General features: G+C 50.3%; 15 protein-coding genes. All 15 read right to left on the minus strand.

The genetic code is table 11. From position 1 onward, the window contains the following. Positions 1-117: 117 nt before the first annotated feature. Positions 118-1,065, minus strand: a complete 948-nt coding sequence (locus tag DXD02_RS08980) for a cell division protein FtsQ/DivIB (RefSeq protein ID WP_117760483.1) — start codon at positions 1,063-1,065, stop codon at positions 118-120. Beyond that, positions 1,062-2,327: a UDP-N-acetylglucosamine 1-carboxyvinyltransferase gene (gene murA / locus DXD02_RS08985; protein ID WP_117804198.1), complete on the minus strand. Its 1,266-nt coding sequence runs from the start codon at positions 2,325-2,327 to the stop codon at positions 1,062-1,064. Before murA ends, DXD02_RS08980 begins: the two co-directional genes overlap by 4 nt. A gap of 84 nt (positions 2,328-2,411) precedes the next feature. Next, positions 2,412-3,494: an FtsW/RodA/SpoVE family cell cycle protein gene (locus DXD02_RS08990; RefSeq protein ID WP_117509641.1), complete on the minus strand. Its 1,083-nt coding sequence runs from the start codon at positions 3,492-3,494 to the stop codon at positions 2,412-2,414. Between the two features lie 64 nt (positions 3,495-3,558). Continuing rightward, complete coding sequence (murD, locus tag DXD02_RS08995) at positions 3,559-4,926, minus strand: UDP-N-acetylmuramoyl-L-alanine--D-glutamate ligase (RefSeq protein WP_117509642.1); 1,368 nt, start codon at positions 4,924-4,926, stop codon at positions 3,559-3,561. Positions 4,927-4,945: 19 nt separating this feature from the next. After that, positions 4,946-5,902, minus strand: a complete 957-nt coding sequence (gene mraY, locus DXD02_RS09000) for a phospho-N-acetylmuramoyl-pentapeptide-transferase (protein WP_055226954.1) — start codon at positions 5,900-5,902, stop codon at positions 4,946-4,948. Positions 5,903-6,142: 240 nt separating this feature from the next. Continuing rightward, a complete protein-coding gene (locus tag DXD02_RS09005; RefSeq protein ID WP_118640307.1) occupies positions 6,143-7,876 on the minus strand; it encodes a peptidoglycan D,D-transpeptidase FtsI family protein in 1,734 nt (577 codons plus the stop codon). Between the two features lie 82 nt (positions 7,877-7,958). Further along, positions 7,959-10,013: a peptidoglycan D,D-transpeptidase FtsI family protein gene (locus DXD02_RS09010; protein ID WP_118666746.1), complete on the minus strand. Its 2,055-nt coding sequence runs from the start codon at positions 10,011-10,013 to the stop codon at positions 7,959-7,961. A 74-nt stretch (positions 10,014-10,087) separates the two neighbouring features. Then, a complete protein-coding gene (locus DXD02_RS09015) occupies positions 10,088-10,597 on the minus strand; it encodes a hypothetical protein (protein WP_022461068.1) in 510 nt (169 codons plus the stop codon). Positions 10,598-10,626: 29 nt separating this feature from the next. Continuing rightward, positions 10,627-11,565 carry a 16S rRNA (cytosine(1402)-N(4))-methyltransferase RsmH gene (gene rsmH / locus DXD02_RS09020; RefSeq protein WP_022461069.1) on the minus strand — a complete coding sequence of 313 codons (939 nt, stop codon included), beginning with the start codon at positions 11,563-11,565 and terminating at the stop codon, positions 10,627-10,629. Positions 11,566-11,594: 29 nt separating this feature from the next. Further along, on the minus strand, positions 11,595-12,026 hold the full coding sequence (mraZ, locus tag DXD02_RS09025) for a division/cell wall cluster transcriptional repressor MraZ (RefSeq protein ID WP_022461070.1): 432 nt from the start codon (positions 12,024-12,026) through the stop codon (positions 11,595-11,597). Between the two features lie 323 nt (positions 12,027-12,349). Next, complete coding sequence (gene lgt, locus DXD02_RS09030; RefSeq protein WP_022461071.1) at positions 12,350-13,225, minus strand: prolipoprotein diacylglyceryl transferase; 876 nt, start codon at positions 13,223-13,225, stop codon at positions 12,350-12,352. 28 nt (positions 13,226-13,253) lie between these two features. After that, a complete protein-coding gene (ychF, locus tag DXD02_RS09035; RefSeq protein ID WP_022461456.1) occupies positions 13,254-14,351 on the minus strand; it encodes a redox-regulated ATPase YchF in 1,098 nt (365 codons plus the stop codon). A gap of 124 nt (positions 14,352-14,475) precedes the next feature. Then, positions 14,476-15,129 (minus strand): thiamine diphosphokinase, encoded by a 654-nt coding sequence (locus DXD02_RS09040; RefSeq protein WP_147398326.1) that lies wholly within the window; start codon positions 15,127-15,129, stop codon positions 14,476-14,478. A 34-nt stretch (positions 15,130-15,163) separates the two neighbouring features. Continuing rightward, positions 15,164-15,847, minus strand: coding sequence for a ribulose-phosphate 3-epimerase (rpe, locus tag DXD02_RS09045; protein ID WP_022463156.1), 684 nt, complete (start codon positions 15,845-15,847; stop codon positions 15,164-15,166). A gap of 1 nt (position 15,848) precedes the next feature. Continuing rightward, positions 15,849-16,733: a ribosome small subunit-dependent GTPase A gene (gene rsgA, locus DXD02_RS09050; RefSeq protein WP_055219788.1), complete on the minus strand. Its 885-nt coding sequence runs from the start codon at positions 16,731-16,733 to the stop codon at positions 15,849-15,851. Positions 16,734-16,735: the final 2 nt, after the last annotated feature.

Consider the following 16,735-nt stretch of genomic DNA (forward strand, 5'->3'; position numbering starts at 1 on the left):
TCTGATGGTCATACATAAAGATATAATATAATTTCTTCGGAAAATAATCAACTGTTTTTTTCGTATTTCATAAAAAATTCAGGATTATTGCGTTTTTTTGACGGCTTTCCTTTCCTCTTATACATCTTTCGAGAAGACAAAGCTGCTGTCGCCGTCCTTGTAATCCTCCATATGGAGTTCTCCGGAAAGACCGGAAAGGCTCGGCAGGATTGCTGCTACGCGCGTCATCTTTTCTTCTAACGCCGTATCGGTTCCAAGCAGAATCCGCACGGTATCATAGTAATGCAGAATAATTTCGCTGTTCTCATTAAATTCCACACTGTCCGGCGTGATATTGTATTTCTCCGTCATTCTCGTAAGTGCGAGCATGGTGCGGAAAACTGCCGGTTTTTCAACCGGGAGCTGCTTGTTCACGGTCACATAGTCAAACGTAAGTCCTGTTACAAGCGGAACATCGGAAAGGGTCGGCTGAAAGTCTGTCGTTGTCACACGTGCACTTTTAATCGTATCCGCCGAGAGCGCACCGTCGGACGTACTGCTTTCGGATGCTGTGCCATCGGATGATACGCTTTCGGATGCAAGCGACTCACTCGTAAGAGATCCATCCGCACTCGTTCCATCGGAGGCGGTTCCGTCGGAAGGCTCACCCTCCGCAGGTGTTTCCTGCTCCTCGTCCACGCACTCCAGCACGATGCCGTTCTTGTCAAAATAGACCTTCTGGCCTTCGTACTCGACATAACCGACCACTTTTTTCTCATTTACCTGGATGCAGATGGTGTCATAGCTTACAAACGTAAACTCCACGGAGTTCATAAAAGGAATATCGCTCATATCAACCTTCGAATGAAACGTCGTAAGAAGCACCGTGTTTTTCATCCACTTGTCGTCCGCGACCATCTCTTTGATTTCATCTTTTGTATACCGGGTGTTCCCCGCCACCTGGATATTGCGGATTTTGAACACATTAAAAAACAAGGCACCTGCAAGGCCGACGCCAAGCACCACCCCGGTCAGAATCCGTATTTTTCTGTTTTTCTTCTTTTTTCTGTTTTTTTTCTGTCTCATATTTCTTTTTCTACGATAATCTTGGCTCCGAGTTCCCGGAGCGTTTCTGGAAACCGTTCATACCCCCGCTCAATCAGTTCTGTCTGCCGGATTGTGGAAAATCCTTCTGCGGCAAGCGCCGCCGATACGAGTGCCGCGCCGCCCCGAAGATCCTGGGAAACAACTTCTGCACCGTGCAGACGGCTTTTTTCGGCCGTCAGCCATTTTCCGCAGATCTGCAGCGTACCGCCCATTTTCTGCAGCTCCTCTGCCGTCCGGAGGCGGTCCTCAAATACATTTTCACAGATACAGCTCTTTCCTTCCAGCGTCATCGCTGCCGCCAGATACAGCGACTGCAGATCCGTCGGAAAACCGGGATATTCCTCTGTCTCCACGTACGGAACAGCATGCTGCACGTTTTTGCTGTCTGCTACCAGTGTACCACTCTTCCTTGTATATTGTCCACCTATTTTCTGATAGAGGGACAGAACCGCCCCCATTTCGTCCAGCGGCGCGCCGGAAAGCGTCAGGTGCCCCCGCGTCGCCGCGCCCATCAGAAGATACGTCCCTGCCGCGATCCGGTCACCCGGAACACGATACCGGCAGCCGGACAGCAGTCTCTTTCCCTGCCTTCCGTAAACGGTAATCTGCTCCGTCCCCTCGCCGGTAATCTCCGCTCCCATGGCCTTAAGAAACCGGCAGAGATGAACCACTTCCGGCTCCCGCGCACAGTGCTCCAGCCTTGTTGCACCTTCCGCTCCGACAGCAAAAAGAACCGCATTTTCCGTCGCCCCGACACTCTTTTTCGGAAAGCAGAGCACGGCTCCTTTCGGATGATCTGCCTTTGCCCGAATGGTGCCGTCCTCCTCGAAGACCTCGGCTCCCAGAAGCTCCATTGCCCTCTGATGCAGGTCCGTCGGCCGCTTTCCGATCCGGCAGCCGCCGGCCCCTGCAAGGTATGCCTCCCCTGTCCTTGCAAGAAGACTTCCCAGAAACAAAAGAGAGGCGCGCAGTCTCTTCGAAAGCGCTCCCTCCACACGGCTTTTTTCGATCTTTTCACAGTTCAGGTGGAGCGCATTCCTCTCCCACCAGACTGTTCCGCCAAGGCTTCTTACAATCTCCGCCATATCCTCCACATCGGAAATCTTCGGGCAGCCTTCCAGCACGACCTCCTCTTTTGTCAGAACCGCCGCCGCGATCATGGGAAGAACGGCATTTTTGGAACCCTGGACTGTTACCGTTCCGCAAAGCCGCCTTCCGCCGAGAATCTGATATACTCCCACCTGTTCTCTCCCATCCGGCCTCTCTTTTTACGGTATGCATTACACTCCCGTTTTGTTCCCGTTCTGCAGCGCTTTTCCGCCTTTTTAATCGGTGTCCCTCGAGACCGACAGGGCAAGCCCCATCTCGCCGAGCAGAAACAACACGGAGGTGCCGCCGTAACTGATAAAAGGCAGCGTAATGCCGGTATTCGGAATCGTATTTGTCACAACCGCGATGTTCAGAATCACCTGAAGCGCAATATGCCCCATAATTCCGCCCGCAATCAGTGCTCCGCCAAGATCCCGCGCATGGATCGAAATAACCATCAAGCGCCAGATCAGCACCGCAAACACGGCGATCACCAGGCAGGCGCCGAACAGTCCGCCCTCCTCACAGATAATCGAAAAGATCATATCATTCTGCGCTTCCGGCACAAAGCCAAGCTTCTGCAGGCCTTTTCCAAGCCCGCAGCCAAAGATTCTCCCGCTGCCGATCGCATAGAGTCCCTGAATGGTCTGGAACCCCTTCTCGTACGCCTCCGGGTTGCGCCAGATGGCAAGGCGTTCGAGGCGGTAGCTCTCCATCATCAGAAAAACGGCAATAAACCCGATGCCGGCGCCTCCGATTCCGAGAAACGGCAGGTAGCCCGGATGTGAAATAAAGATCAGAAATGCACAGATTCCGAGCAAAATAATCGCCGTACTTAAGTTATTGCTTCCGACAAGCGCTGCAATCGGCAGGGTGCACAGCACCGCCTTTGTCATAAACCAGAGACTGTCGGACCGGCCTTTCGTGTGCTCCATCACCCAGGGCAGGAAGAGAATCACCGCCATCTTGGCAAATTCCGAGGGCTGGAACGATAAGGGGCCAAGCTTTAACCACCGCTTCGAGCCGTTGTACTCACTTCCGAAAAAGAGCACCGCCGTCGAGAGCGCAAGGGAAGCCGCATAAAACCACGGTGCCAGTGCAAACAGCCGCCGGTAATCTATTTTTGCAACCGCATACATACCGATCACACCGAGCGCACTTGCAAAGAGCTGCTTCTTGAAATAATAAGCCGGGTCATGGAATCTGACCCGGCCGTTATACGCGCTGGCGCTGTACAGAATCACAAGGCCAAGGCCAAGCAGAATCCATACCGTCACCAGCAGCGTCCCATCTATTTTTTTCTCTTTTTCCTTCCGCATCCGCGCCACACCCGCCGTTCGCTCTTTTTCAGCTTATGCGGGATAGTTTCCTGATATGACGTTTTTACAGTGCTCTTACGTACTCCTTAAACAGCTCACCGCGCTGCTCATAGCTCTTAAACTGATCCCAGCTTGCGCAGGCCGGGGAAAGAAGAACCGCATCCCCTGCATTTGCCTTGTCGTGACAGATCTGTACGGCTTCTTTTAAGTTGTCTGCCATGATAATGTCGTTGAATCCGACGCTTCTTGCCGCTTTTGCGATCTTCTCTTTCGTATCTCCGATCAAAACCAGGAAACGTACCTTTCCATCGAATGCCTGAATCCACTCTTCGTAGGTGGACTGCTTGTCGTAGCCGCCGCCGATCAGCAGAGTCGGGCGGTTCATCGCCTGGATGCCTTTGATGGCCGCATCCGGATTCGTTCCCTTGGAATCGTTGTAATATGCCACGCCGTCCTTCTCGCAGACATACTCGATGCGGTGCTCTACCCCTGCAAACTCCTGAATGACTTTGCGGACAGTTTCCATCGGCACGCCTGCATGAAGTGCCATTGCAGAAGCAACCATGACGTTTTCAAAATTATGTAGGCCGAGCAGTTTTAAGTCGTCGGTTCTGGTCAGAAGCTCCGTCTCGCCGTTCTTTGCAATGCGGATTTCGCCGTCCTGATAATAGATGCCGTCCTTTAACGCACGCAGACTCGAGAAGTACATCACCTGTACTTTCTTCTCTGCCATCAGTTTTTCGCCGAACGGGCGCAGGATTTCGTCCTCATAATTCAGCACACAGAGATCATCCATCGTCTGATTTTCGGTGATACACTCTTTCACGCGGATATACTCTTCCATCGTGTGATGGCGGTTCAGATGATCCTCGGTAATGTTTGTGATCGCACTTGCCGCCGGATGGAACTCTTTGATGGTTTCCAGCTGGAAGCTGCTGATCTCGGCAACCGTTACGGTATCATCTGTCGTGTCGAGTGCCGCGGATGTGTACGGGGTTCCGATGTTTCCGACCACTTTTACTTCCGGCTGATATGCTTTCATGATCTCGCCGAGCAGCGATGTTGTGGTGGTCTTTCCGTTAGTACCGGTAATCGCAAGCACTTTTCCGCGGCTTACCTGATACGCCAGCTCCACTTCACCGATGACCGGGATCTCTTTTTCTTTCATTTTAAGGACAACCGGCAGATCCGTCGGAACGCCCGGGCTTAAAACGACAAGATCAAGGCTGTCGAGCATCTCCTCCGGGAGCTCGCCTAAGACAACTTCCACGCTGTCACGGCTCTCTAATTTTTTTAAGATTTCTTCTTTTTCGAGTTTGTCATTTCCATCGTAAAGAACGACAGAAGCACCTTTCTTGTGCAGCAGCTCCTCCGCTGCAATTCCACTCTTTCCGGTTCCGAAAACCAGTACTTTTTTTCCTGCGAAAATCATGTTTGATTACCTCCATATTTTAAAGCCCCATCAATGCGATCAGGCATAGTATCGCTGTGATTGTAGCAAACACCGTCACAATCTGTGTCTCCGACCAGCCCATCAGCTCGAAATGGTGATGGATCGGCGTCATCTTGAAGATCCGTTTTCCCTTCGTCAGTTTGAAGAATGACACCTGCAGGATCACAGAGAGAATCTCCATCATATAAATGAATCCCACAAGCGGCAGAAATAAGGGGAGACGTAAGAAACACGCCATTCCCGAGACGAAACCGCCGAGTGCCAGACTTCCGGTATCGCCCATAAAGACGCGGGCAGGAAATACATTGAATACCAGAAACCCCAGCAGACTCCCGATAACCGCAAGCGGGGACGGGGAAACACCGTTTCCGAGGCCGATCGATGCCACGGAAAAGAAAACAGCATTTAAAATCGTCACACTCGCCGCCAGTCCGTCAAGGCCGTCGGTAAAGTTGACACCGTTGACCGTTCCAAGAATCACAAAGGCGAGAAACGGAATCGTAAAAATCCCTGCGTCCAGCTCTTTGCCTGGAAGGAACGGAATGCGCATCCGGAGGGAAATTCCGGAAAAACGCGCCAAATACCACAGAAAGACTGCTGTAATCACTGCCTGCAGTGCCATTTTCTGCTTCGGGTACAGCCCGTCGCTGCGGTGCAGCACGACTTTCAGATAGTCATCGAGAAAGCCGATCAGGCCAAAACCAAGCGTCAGAAACAGCACCGGAACCACTTCCGCTCCCTCTTTCCGGAAAAGGAGGGAAACTGCGGTAAACGCCGCCAGAAACATCACGCCGCCCATCGTCGGGGTTCCCGCTTTTTTCTGGTGGCTCGGCACACCCTCTTCCCGCTCCTTCTGCCCCGCTTTGACTTTTCGCAGAAACGGGATCAGAACCGGCCCCAGCGCCAGGCTGATGCCAAAGGAAAGAAGAACCGGCAGGATCATTTCTCTTTTCATAGACGCACCTCTTCCTTTTTGTACGGATTGTGTACGGAACAGGCATGTCAAAATATTTTCTCCAGCCTATTCAGTATATAGCTTTTTGTTCTGTTTCGCAACCTTCTTTTATAATCCAAGTTACGGTTCGCTCAGCAGTGAAACACTTGCTGTTTCGCTGCGTAAGAAAGTGATTCAGGTGTGAGCAGCCCTCCTTTTGCGAAGCAAAACTTTAAATGAGGGCTGCGAAGGACACAATTCTCAGGTTTCCTGAGAATTGTGTCCAATACCGAGATACGGAAGTACATTGGAAAAGATATCGCGGATCACCGGCGCGCAGATCGTTCCGCCGTAGTAGACGCCCTGCGGATTGCGGATAATGCAAAGCCCCAGCACCGTCGGATGCTCCGCCGGGGTGAAGCCGAGGAATGAGGAAATATAGCGGTTGGCGCTCCGCGGAAGTGTCTGCGAAGTTGCCGTCTTTCCGCCGATGGAATATCCCTCGAGGTACGCATTCTTTCCAGACCCTTCTGAAACGACGCTTTCCAGAATTTCGCGCACCGTCCTGGAAGTTTCTTCCGAAAGAACCCCTTCTTTTTCCGGAAAATTCAGATGCTTTACAACATTTCCTTCTTCATCGAGCACATCCGTTGCGACATGCGGCGTCACCATTTTTCCGCCGTTGACGAGCGCAGAGACCGTCGCCGCCAGGCGGATCGGCGTGATCTGGAAGGACTGGCCGAATGCCATCGTCGCAAGCTCAACCTCTCCGATGTTTTCCTCCTTGTGCATAATCGTCGATGCCTCGCCCGGCAGATCGATCCCCGTCTTTTCCATCAGGCCGAAATTCCGGAAGTAATCACAGAACTTTTCCACACCGAGCCGCAGCCCCACTTCAATGAACACCGGGTTGCACGAGTTCTGCGCGCCCTGCACGAAGTTTTCGGCTCCGTGTCCCGTCCGCTTGTGGCAGTGGATCCGGCGGTCCTCCACGATTTTGTAGCCGGGACAGAAAAACGAATCGTTCGGCGACACAACGCCCTCCGAAAGTCCCGCCGACATCGTGATGATCTTAAAGGTAGATCCCGGCTCGTACGTATCGTTGATGCAGGCATTCCGCCACATCTGGTTCAGCAGATCCTGAATTTCTTTTTCCGAAAGTCCCGTTGTATCCTGCTGCAGCGTGAACGGATCGTTGAGGTCGAACTCCGGCACATTGACACAGGCATAGATTTCTCCGTTCTGCGGATTCATAAGAAGAATCGAGACGCTGTCCGCCTGTTTTTCTGCCATCGCCTTTTCCGCTGCCTGCTGGCAGTACGCCTGGATATTGACATCCAGGCTGACCTTTAAGTCCCTTCCCGCCACCGGCTCCTGGCGGCTCTCCCCGATGCCGTTCTGCTCAATCCCGCGCGCATCCGTTGTCGTCAGGATTTTTCCGTTGATTCCTTTTAAAATTTCCTCATATTCCACCTCCAGTCCGATGATGCCCTGATTATCGCCTCCGGTGAAGCCGATAACGCGCGACGCCAGCTTCCCTTTAGGGTAATACCGCTTGAAATCCTCATCCACTTTTACCCCCGCGTATCCGTACGACCGGATGGTATCACCCGTCTCCTTGTCCACATTCGTCTTGACACGCTCGATTGAAGACCGCTTCTCCACGCGTTTCCGCGCCGTCTCCTCCGAAATTCCAAGCTCTTTTACCAGCATCGCAATCACCGCCTCCGGCTCCTCAATCTGGCTGTGGATCACGGAAATCGTACAGACCGTGCGGTTTGCCGCGAGAACTTCCCCGTTTGCATCAAGAATCCGGCCGCGCGCCGCCTTGATCCCGCGCTCCCGCTCGTGCAGATCATCCGCCTTCTCGGAATAATAGACGGACCGGAACACACACAGATACACCAGCCGCCCGGCAAGTCCGACCATCATTCCCATGCAGAGTACCCACAGAAGAACCGTCTTTTTCCGGTGATACGTTTTGTTTTTACGCATAGAATACCCCATAGCCGAATCCATTATGATAACACTATATGGAAACTGCTATGGGGTTATGTCTTTTGTTTTTTATGTTTTTTTACTCTTCATTGATGAGATCCAGCTCGGCGTTTGTCAGACCGCCGTTCTCGATATTGCTGTTTTCAGCACTGTTTTCCGTATCGTCTTCCTGTACCGGTGCCGCTACGTTTGGATCATCCGTTCCGGTCTCGGAGCCTTCGCCCGTCACACCGTCCGTATCATCCGGGAATACGTTCAAATACGGCAGCAGTTCTGTGTAGATCTCTTTTACGATCTCCTGTGCCAGCACACTGTTCGCCTGATTTTCTACATCCGGCTCGTCCACAATCGCGTAAACAACAGCTTTCGGGTTTTCTACCGGTGCAAATCCGATAAAGGAAACGAGATATTTTCCATTGCCTCGCGGATACTTCTGTGCAGTACCTGTTTTTCCTCCCATCGTGTAACCGGCAACCTTTGCACTCTGGCCGCTTCCATCGGTCACGACTCCCTGGAGGAAACTTCTCATTTTATCGCTGATTTCCGCGGAAACCGTCTGACGCACCAGATTCGGCTCATTGCTCTCAACAACAGCTCCTGTGCTGTCCGTGATCGTCTTCATCACATGCGGCTGGTAATAATTGCCTCCGTTGATCAGAGAGGAAAACGCAGCTGCCTGCTGTACCATCGTCACGGTATAGCCCTGTCCGAATGTACTCGTTGCAAGCTCGGTCGGTCCCATGGTATCCTCCGTGTGAACCAGGCCGTACGCCTCACCCGGCAGGTCAATTCCTGTCAGACTGCCGAAACCGAAAATATCCTGATAGCGGAGAAATTCCGCTGCTCCCATCTTCTGTCCGATCTGCATCATACCAGCGTTGCAGGAGTTTTTCAGTACATCGGCCGGTGTCTGTACGCCATGTGTTCCCGGATAAGCTCCGCAGCGGATCATCTGCCCTGCAATCGTCTCAAACCCCTCACAGTCAAACAGGGTATCATCATCGATTACATCGAGGGAATATGCCGCCGCCACGTTCATCGGTTTTGCCGTGGAACCTGGCTCATATGCATCGGAAATACAGTAGTTTTTCCAGATGGCACTCAAAGCCTCCATTGTCTCGTTATCGTTCATCGCATCAATTTCTTCCTGCGAATAGAACGGTGTCAGATCTCTTGGATTGTTCAGGTCATACCAGTCGGAAGAATCCATACCAAGAATCTCTCCATTGTTCGGATCCATCACGACAACGCCGATATTCTTTGCCGCTTTTGTCTGACGGTTCGTCTCAGTGTCCGATTCGTCCGCGCCGTTCTGGACATGAATCCGCTCATTGTAATTCTCGATCGCCGTGCGGATGATCTTCTGAATATTTACATCAATCGTCGTAACCACGTTTTTGCCCGGCTGTGCCTCGATGATCGTCTGTTCCATATCCGCATCTTCGTTGTAATAGCCGAACTGGCGGCCATTCACGCCATTTAAGATACTGGAATAATACCCTTCGATTCCCCAGTCTGCCGTGTCTCCTGAATACGTAAAGCCGATCAGATCGCAGGCAAGTGAATTTAACGGATACGTTCTGTGGTAGGATTCCTCGAACCAGACGCCGCGGATGTTGGCACGGTATGCTTTTTCCGCCTGCTCGTTCTCATCGAGCTCCTTGTTCTTTTTGTCCGCGTACTCGTCCACATAGGCCTCAAACGCTTTTTTCGCGTCCATCGAGACCTCTCTGGCGAGAACCTGGTACTGGCTTTCTTTTGTCGTTTCGCCGGTCAGACGATCCCGGATATCCGTCTCGTCGAGTCCGAAGTATTCAACCAGTGCTGCTACGGTCGGATCGACGTACGGATGGGTATCGTTCTTTTCTTCATCTTTTACCGTCGTATTGGCAAGTTTACAGTCGAGAATAACGTTGTAAACCTTCTCACTCGTTGCCAGAATCGTTCCGTTCCGGTCGGTGATACTTCCCCGCTGGAATGGAATTGTCCTGCTGTCGTAGGACTGCTGCGTCTGGCTTAAAACCTGTCTTTCGTATTTTTCTCCCTTTGTGGCATTCACATACGTAATGTCAATCGCTAAAGCAACAAAAACCAGTATCACTCCCAAAAAGAGTGCTACCAGTTTTCTGCTCATACGCCCACTTGTCTTCCGTCTCCGGAATGCCCCGCTTCGTTTTTTATTTTTTTTCTGTTTACTCACGTTTTCACCTATTTCGCATCCGGAACATCCTGATACTGTCTCACATAGCTGTTTTCTGAATCATCGAAATAAATTACCTGGGACTCATCTGCATATTTCATGCCGAGCCGGTTCTGTGCTGCTTCTTTGACTGCCTCAAGATCTTCGGAGGCAACCGTTGTATTGTAATAGGCGTCATTGTCCGCCTTCAGATCGCTCAATTCTTTTTCTTTGCTGGTAATGTCTTCCGCCTGCGTGGTAACCACGGTCTGCAACTTGACATACGCAACACACGCCGCGATACACAGTGTGCAGACAATGGCAAGAAAAACAGCGTAGCCCGCGCTGATCTGTGTCGCCCGTGCCCGGTTTCTTCTTGTCTGGCTGCTCACACCCGATTTCAGAGGCCGTGCTTCTTTTGGTGCTTCCTGCGGCTGTGCTGCAAGACGCCGTACCGCACTTCCGTCCTCAAACGTATCTGGCGTATAACGTTTCGTTCTATCTGTCGAATTTACCCTTCCATCTGCCCGTCTGGCCATAACTTCTCTGTCTCCTTCGTGCCGAGCCGTCACACTTTTCGTTCAAAGACGCGCAGTTTTGCGCTCTTGGAACGGGGATTTGTTTCCATTTCCTCTTCTCCCGGCAAGATCGGTTTCCGAGTTACTACGGTTCCCTTGGACTTCTTTCCGCATACACAGACCGGAAATTCCGGCGGACACGTACATGGATGCTCGTTTTTTCTGAAAATGTTTTTTACGATACGGTCTTCCAGAGAATGAAAGGTGATGACACAAAGTCTTCCACCGTCATTTAAGAGATCAATCATGCCGTCCAGTGACTCCGACAGAACGGTAAGTTCCTGGTTCACTTCGATACGGATTGCCTGAAAGGTTCTCTTGGCCGGATGGCCGCCCGTCGCCCTTATTTTTGCCGGAATCGAGCGCTTGATGATTTCGATTAACTCCCCAGTTGTTCGAATCGGCGCCTGCTGCCGGCTTACGCATATATTGTGTGCAATTTTTCTTGCAAAACGCTCTTCTCCATATTCATGGAGAATACGCGAAAGATTCTCTTCACTGTAATCGTTCACGACTTCGTACGCGGAAAGAGCATTTCTCTGATCCATCCGCATATCCAGCGGAACATCCTCACGGTATGTGAATCCACGCTCTGCATTATCCAGCTGATAGGATGAAACTCCAAGATCCAGCAGGATTCCGTCTACCCCGGTGACTCCGATTTCGGCAAGACGCGGAACCATATCGCAATAATTGCTGCGGATAATCGTGACCTGGTTCTGAAATGGTTCCAGGCGTTTACCCGCAGCAGCTATCGCAGCTTCGTCCTGATCTATGCCTATTAATCTCCCCGTGGCAGATAAGCGCTCACATATATGACTGGAATGTCCAGCGCCTCCCAACGTCCCGTCCACGTAGATTCCGTCCGGTTTTATCTTAAGGTTTTCAATGGTTTCATTCAGTAATACTGATGTATGCGAAAATTCCATGGTCATCTCCTGTATCCCAACGAAACAGATCAGATCACAATGCCCATCTCTTCCATTGATTCGGCGATGGCATCCATATCATCATAATTGCTGTTTTCGTTCCATTTTTCCTTGCTCCAGATTTCAATCCGGTTGATATTTCCGGTAAGGACTACATCTTTTTCCAGACCAGCAAATTCCCGCAGCGTTGCCGGTACGAGAATCCTCCCCTGCTTGTCCAGTTCACATGACGTAGCACCTGCTACAAAGAAACGGGAAAAAGTTCTGGCGTTTTTGTTTGTAAGTGGTAAGGCTCTCAGCTTCTCTTCAAAGGCAGCCCATTCGTCGTTTGGGTAAATGGAAAGGCATCCGTCCAATCCCTTCGTCAGTACAAACTCTTCTCCCAGCTGTTCTCTGAACTTGGACGGTATGATCAATCTTCCCTTCGCGTCAATCGTATGACTGTACTCTCCCATGAACATAATGAAAACCCTCTTATCACCTGAAATGGCGGTCTCCCCACGCACCACTTCATGTATCGCGCCGCAGCCAGACTGCCACATCCGCTCCACAACGCACCACTTTTCACCACTTTCTACCACTTATATTTTTATTCTATATCAACTCAGGGAAAATAGCAAGGTCTTTTTTCTATTTCATTTTTAAGATTTTCCCCAAAATGCAACATTTTTATGCGCATTTTCCGCCTTTTTTATACCAATTTTGTATCAAAAAAGAGAAAACCTTTTTTGCCGGTTTTCCCCTTTTCTGTATTTTTATTCTGTTTTTTTCACTGGTTTTATCCTTAAGAATGGGCTGTCTCCCCACCGGATGATAATTTTTTTCGTTTCCATACCACCAGGATGGTACATCCCACCACAAGGCACCCCGAAAGGAGCTGGGAAACCGGAAGTCCCACCACCGGAAGCAGAAGCTGGTCGGTGCGGAGTCCCTCGATCCAGATTCTTCCAAGGCCGTATCCTATCAGATACATCAGGAACACTTCGCCGTTAAATTTTTTTCTTTTCCGAAACCAGAAAAGAAAAAGCAAGACACCCACATTCCATAAACTTTCATATAAAAAGGTGGGATGCACCTGAATATACTCGACGCCGTTTACCGTCACCACATGATCCCACATTTTCTGTGTGATTTCATTGGCACGGACCGCGGAAACCGGAAGCTGCATTGCAAACAGGTTGTTAGTGTAGTCACCGAATGCCTCACGGTTAAAGAAGTTTCCCCACCGTCCCATAATCTGACCGAACACGATGCTCATGCTCGCGGTATCCATCAGAAGGCTGAAGTTCTGTTTCTTCTTTCTGCTGTAAATCACCACCGCAATGCAGGCACCGATGATGCCGCCGTAGATGGCAAGTCCGCCTTGGCGGATGTTGAAAATACTCAAAAGATCATCCTTATAATAGTCCCAGGCAAATATAACGTAGTAAATCCGTGCCCCGAGAATACCGGCTGCGATGCCGATCATCGCAAGATCGAGGTACTGCTCCGGGTTCTGCCCCGTTCGCTTTGCCTCTCTTTGGGCAATCCAGATCGCAATCATCATACCGGTTACGATCACGATGCCGTAATAGGCAATGGAAAATCCGAAAATACTGATGTTTTTTCCCACATGGTCGAGATAGATCCCGAGATTGGGAAAATTAATTTCCATATCCATAACTTATATTCTCTCTTATTATTACTTATCAAACGTTGAAACGGAACAGGATGACATCGCCGTCGCGGACAATGTAATCTTTTCCTTCCATACGCACAAGGCCTTTCTCTCTTGCTCCTGCGTAGGAACCGCAGTCGAGCAGATCCTGATAATTGACAACCTCGGCTTTGATGAATCCGCGCTCGAAATCGGTGTGGATTTTTCCGGCTGCCTGCGGTGCTTTTGTTCCGACTTTGATGGTCCATGCACGGGTCTCATCCTCTCCTGCTGTAAGGAAGCTCATGAGGCCGAGCAGACGGTAGCTTGCTGCGATCAGTTTTTCCAGGCCGGACTCGGTAAGACCAAGATCCTCGAGGAACATTTTTTTCTCATCCTCTTCGAGTTCGGAGATTTCTGCCTCGATCTCGGCGCAGATGACGAATACTTCGCTGTTGTGCTCTTTTGCATATTCGCGGACGGACTGTACATAGGAGTTGTTTGCACCGTCGTCAGCGAGATCATCCTCTGCTACGTTTGCTGCGTAGATGACCGGTTTACTGGTCAGCAGGTTGTACTCTGCGATCCATTTCTCCTCGTCCTCGTTCTGCAGCTCCATCAGGATGGCATCTTTTCCGTCCTCGAGCAGTTTTTTCAGACGCTCCTGGAATTCGAGCTCTTTTGCTGCCTCTTTGTCCATTCTTGCAGATTTTGCAGTTTTGGAAATACGGCGCTCGAGTACCTCAAGGTCGGCGAAGATCAGCTCAAGGTCGATGGTCTCGATATCACGGAGCGGATCAATGCTGCCGTCTACGTGGATAACGTTCGGATCCTCGAAGCATCTGACAACGTGAACGATAGCGTCTACCTCACGGATATTGGCAAGGAACTGGTTTCCAAGTCCCTCTCCTTTGGATGCACCTTTTACAAGACCTGCGATGTCAACGAACTCGATGACAGCCGGTGTTACTTTCTTGGACTGATAGAAATCTCCGAGCTGCTGCAGACGCTTGTCCGGAACCGGCACGATGCCGACATTCGGGTCAATGGTACAGAACGGATAGTTTGCGCTCTCTGCTCCTGCTTTGGTCAGGGAATTGAAAAGTGTACTTTTTCCGACGTTCGGAAGGCCCACGATACCTAATTTCATAGTAATCTATATCTCCTTTGTTTTTATTTTTCGCTTCTTTTTCTGTTCGGGTTCTTTTTATGCACAAAAAGAGCCCAATGCAACTATAAATTATAGCACACGGGCTCTTTGATTTCAATGGATTTTAATCTCTTGACTGTACCATCAGAAGAATGCCGCCCTCGTACGATACATGCGCGGTCTCCTCGACGATCTCATTGCTCACGCACAGACCACCCGAAGTATTCGGCAGACAGTGATGGTCGAGCGGGTAGGCGAAGCCCTCCAGGGTGATGGATGCGACTTCCTTTTCCAGCGGGAAGAACGAAACGTACTTTCCGAACTGCTCTTCTTTCCGGATTTCAAACGAAGTTTCCACCGGAATCGTAATCAGATTGCGGCTGTCTACGATGTAAGCCGGAATTTTCTTCTCCCATGCCGTTTTCAGGTTCTGCACAATACTTAAGAAATGGTCGAGTCTTCCCCCTGTTGCTCCGAGGATCGTGATTTCACTGCTTCCCAGAACAATCGCCTGCTGAAATGCGATGTCCGTGTCCGTATTGTCCTTCATGGGATTAAATTCCCGGATCGGTGCGACATGGTTCTCCTTGTAATAATTTAAAATCTCCGGAGATAAACTGTCAAAATCTCCCAGAATATACGTCGGCATAATCTGGTAATGGTAGCAGAACTCCAGTCCCCGGTCTGCTGCCAGGATAATATCAAACTGCTGTTTCTGAAGATATGGGAAGGCAAAATCCGGTTCGATCATCCCTCCCGAAATAATACATGTTCTCACGTTTCCCTGCCTCTTTTTTCTGTCTTTTTGTATCTTATTCTGCCTTTTTGCTGTATGAAGAAATTTTTTCCTGCAGCTCGCGCACGTTCTGCTCGATGTTGCTGCCAAATACAGCAGAGCCTGCCACGATGATGTTGGCACCTGCCGCAAGGACTTCATCGATGGTCGCGCGGTTGATGCCGCCATCGACCTGAATGTGCACATGCTCCAGTCCCTTTTCATCCAGCATTCTGCGGAGCGTACGGATTCTCTCCGTCGACTCCGGGATATACTTCTGGCCGCCGAAGCCAGGATAAACGCTCATAATCAGAATCATTTCTACCTGATCCATCACGTCCGTAACCGCAGAAAGCGGCGTATCCGGATTTACGGCAACTCCGGCATCTGCGCCTGTTTCATGAATCTTTTTCACGGTTTCTGCCAGATCGCGGCATGCCTCCGCGTGAACCGTGATCATATCCGCCCCGCAGCTTTGAAATTCTTCTACGTACCGCTCCGGGTCCTTTACCATCATATGAACATCAAAATACAGACTGCTTTCTTTTCGGATCGACTTTACCACCGGCATTCCAAACGAAATGGATGGTACAAACATTCCATCCATAATATCGATATGAAGCCACCGGCACTCTGCTTTCTCTACCCTTTGGATCTGTTCTCCGAGACGGTTGAAGTCTGCGGATAAAATAGAAGGTGCCAACTGATATACTCGGCTCATGCTAGTATCTCCTCTTTTCCTGTTCTTTCAGTTCTTCATAGAACATGGTATAGTTTTCAAATCTTTCTTTGCTGATATTTCCCTGTTCCAGTGCCTCTTTGACGGCACAGCCCGGCTCTTTTCCGTGGATGCAGCCGAGGAAACGGCATTTTCCTTCGTACGGATGAAATTCCGGGAAAAAGTTTTTCAGCTCCTCTTTTTCCATATCGGTTGTATAAAGCGAGCTGAACCCCGGCGTATCGCACAGATACGTCTCATGGTCGATCGGGATCATTTGGGAATGGCGCGTCGTGTGTTTTCCTTTTTTCAGCTTTTTGCTGATCTCTCCAGTCTCCATCTGGATTTCTTTCTGCATCCGGTTTGTGATCGAAGATTTTCCGACGCCGGACGGACCGGCTACCACCGTTGTTTTCCCTTTCAGGTATGCTTCCACTTCCTGCATGCCCTGCTCTTTCGCTGCACTCACCGTAAAGACACGGTAACCGCAGTTCTCATAGACGCTTCGCAGATGGTCTGTGTAATCTTCCCCCGCAAGATCTCTTTTATTGAAACAGATTGCCGTCGGAACGTTCTGCTGTTCCATCATCACAAGAAAACGGTCCAGAAGCGTCAGGTTCGGGGTCGGATTTTCCAACGCAAAAATCACAAGCGCCTGATCAATATTGGCCACTGCCGGACGGATCAGTTCATTTTTTCGCGGCAGAATCCGGGTCATATTTCCTGTTTTTTCCGCTTCATCCAGAATCTCGATCTCCACAAGATCTCCGACGAGCGGTTTCTGGCCTTCCTTTCGGAAAATTCCTTTTGCTTTGCACTCATAAATGCCGGATTCTTCTACGTCTACGTAGTAGAATCCGGCAATTCCTTTCATAATCTTTCCTGTCATAC

It is taken from the genome of Blautia sp. TF10-30, from assembly GCF_003481245.1.
GTDB classification, from domain to species: Bacteria; Bacillota; Clostridia; order Lachnospirales; family Lachnospiraceae; genus Fusicatenibacter; species Fusicatenibacter saccharivorans.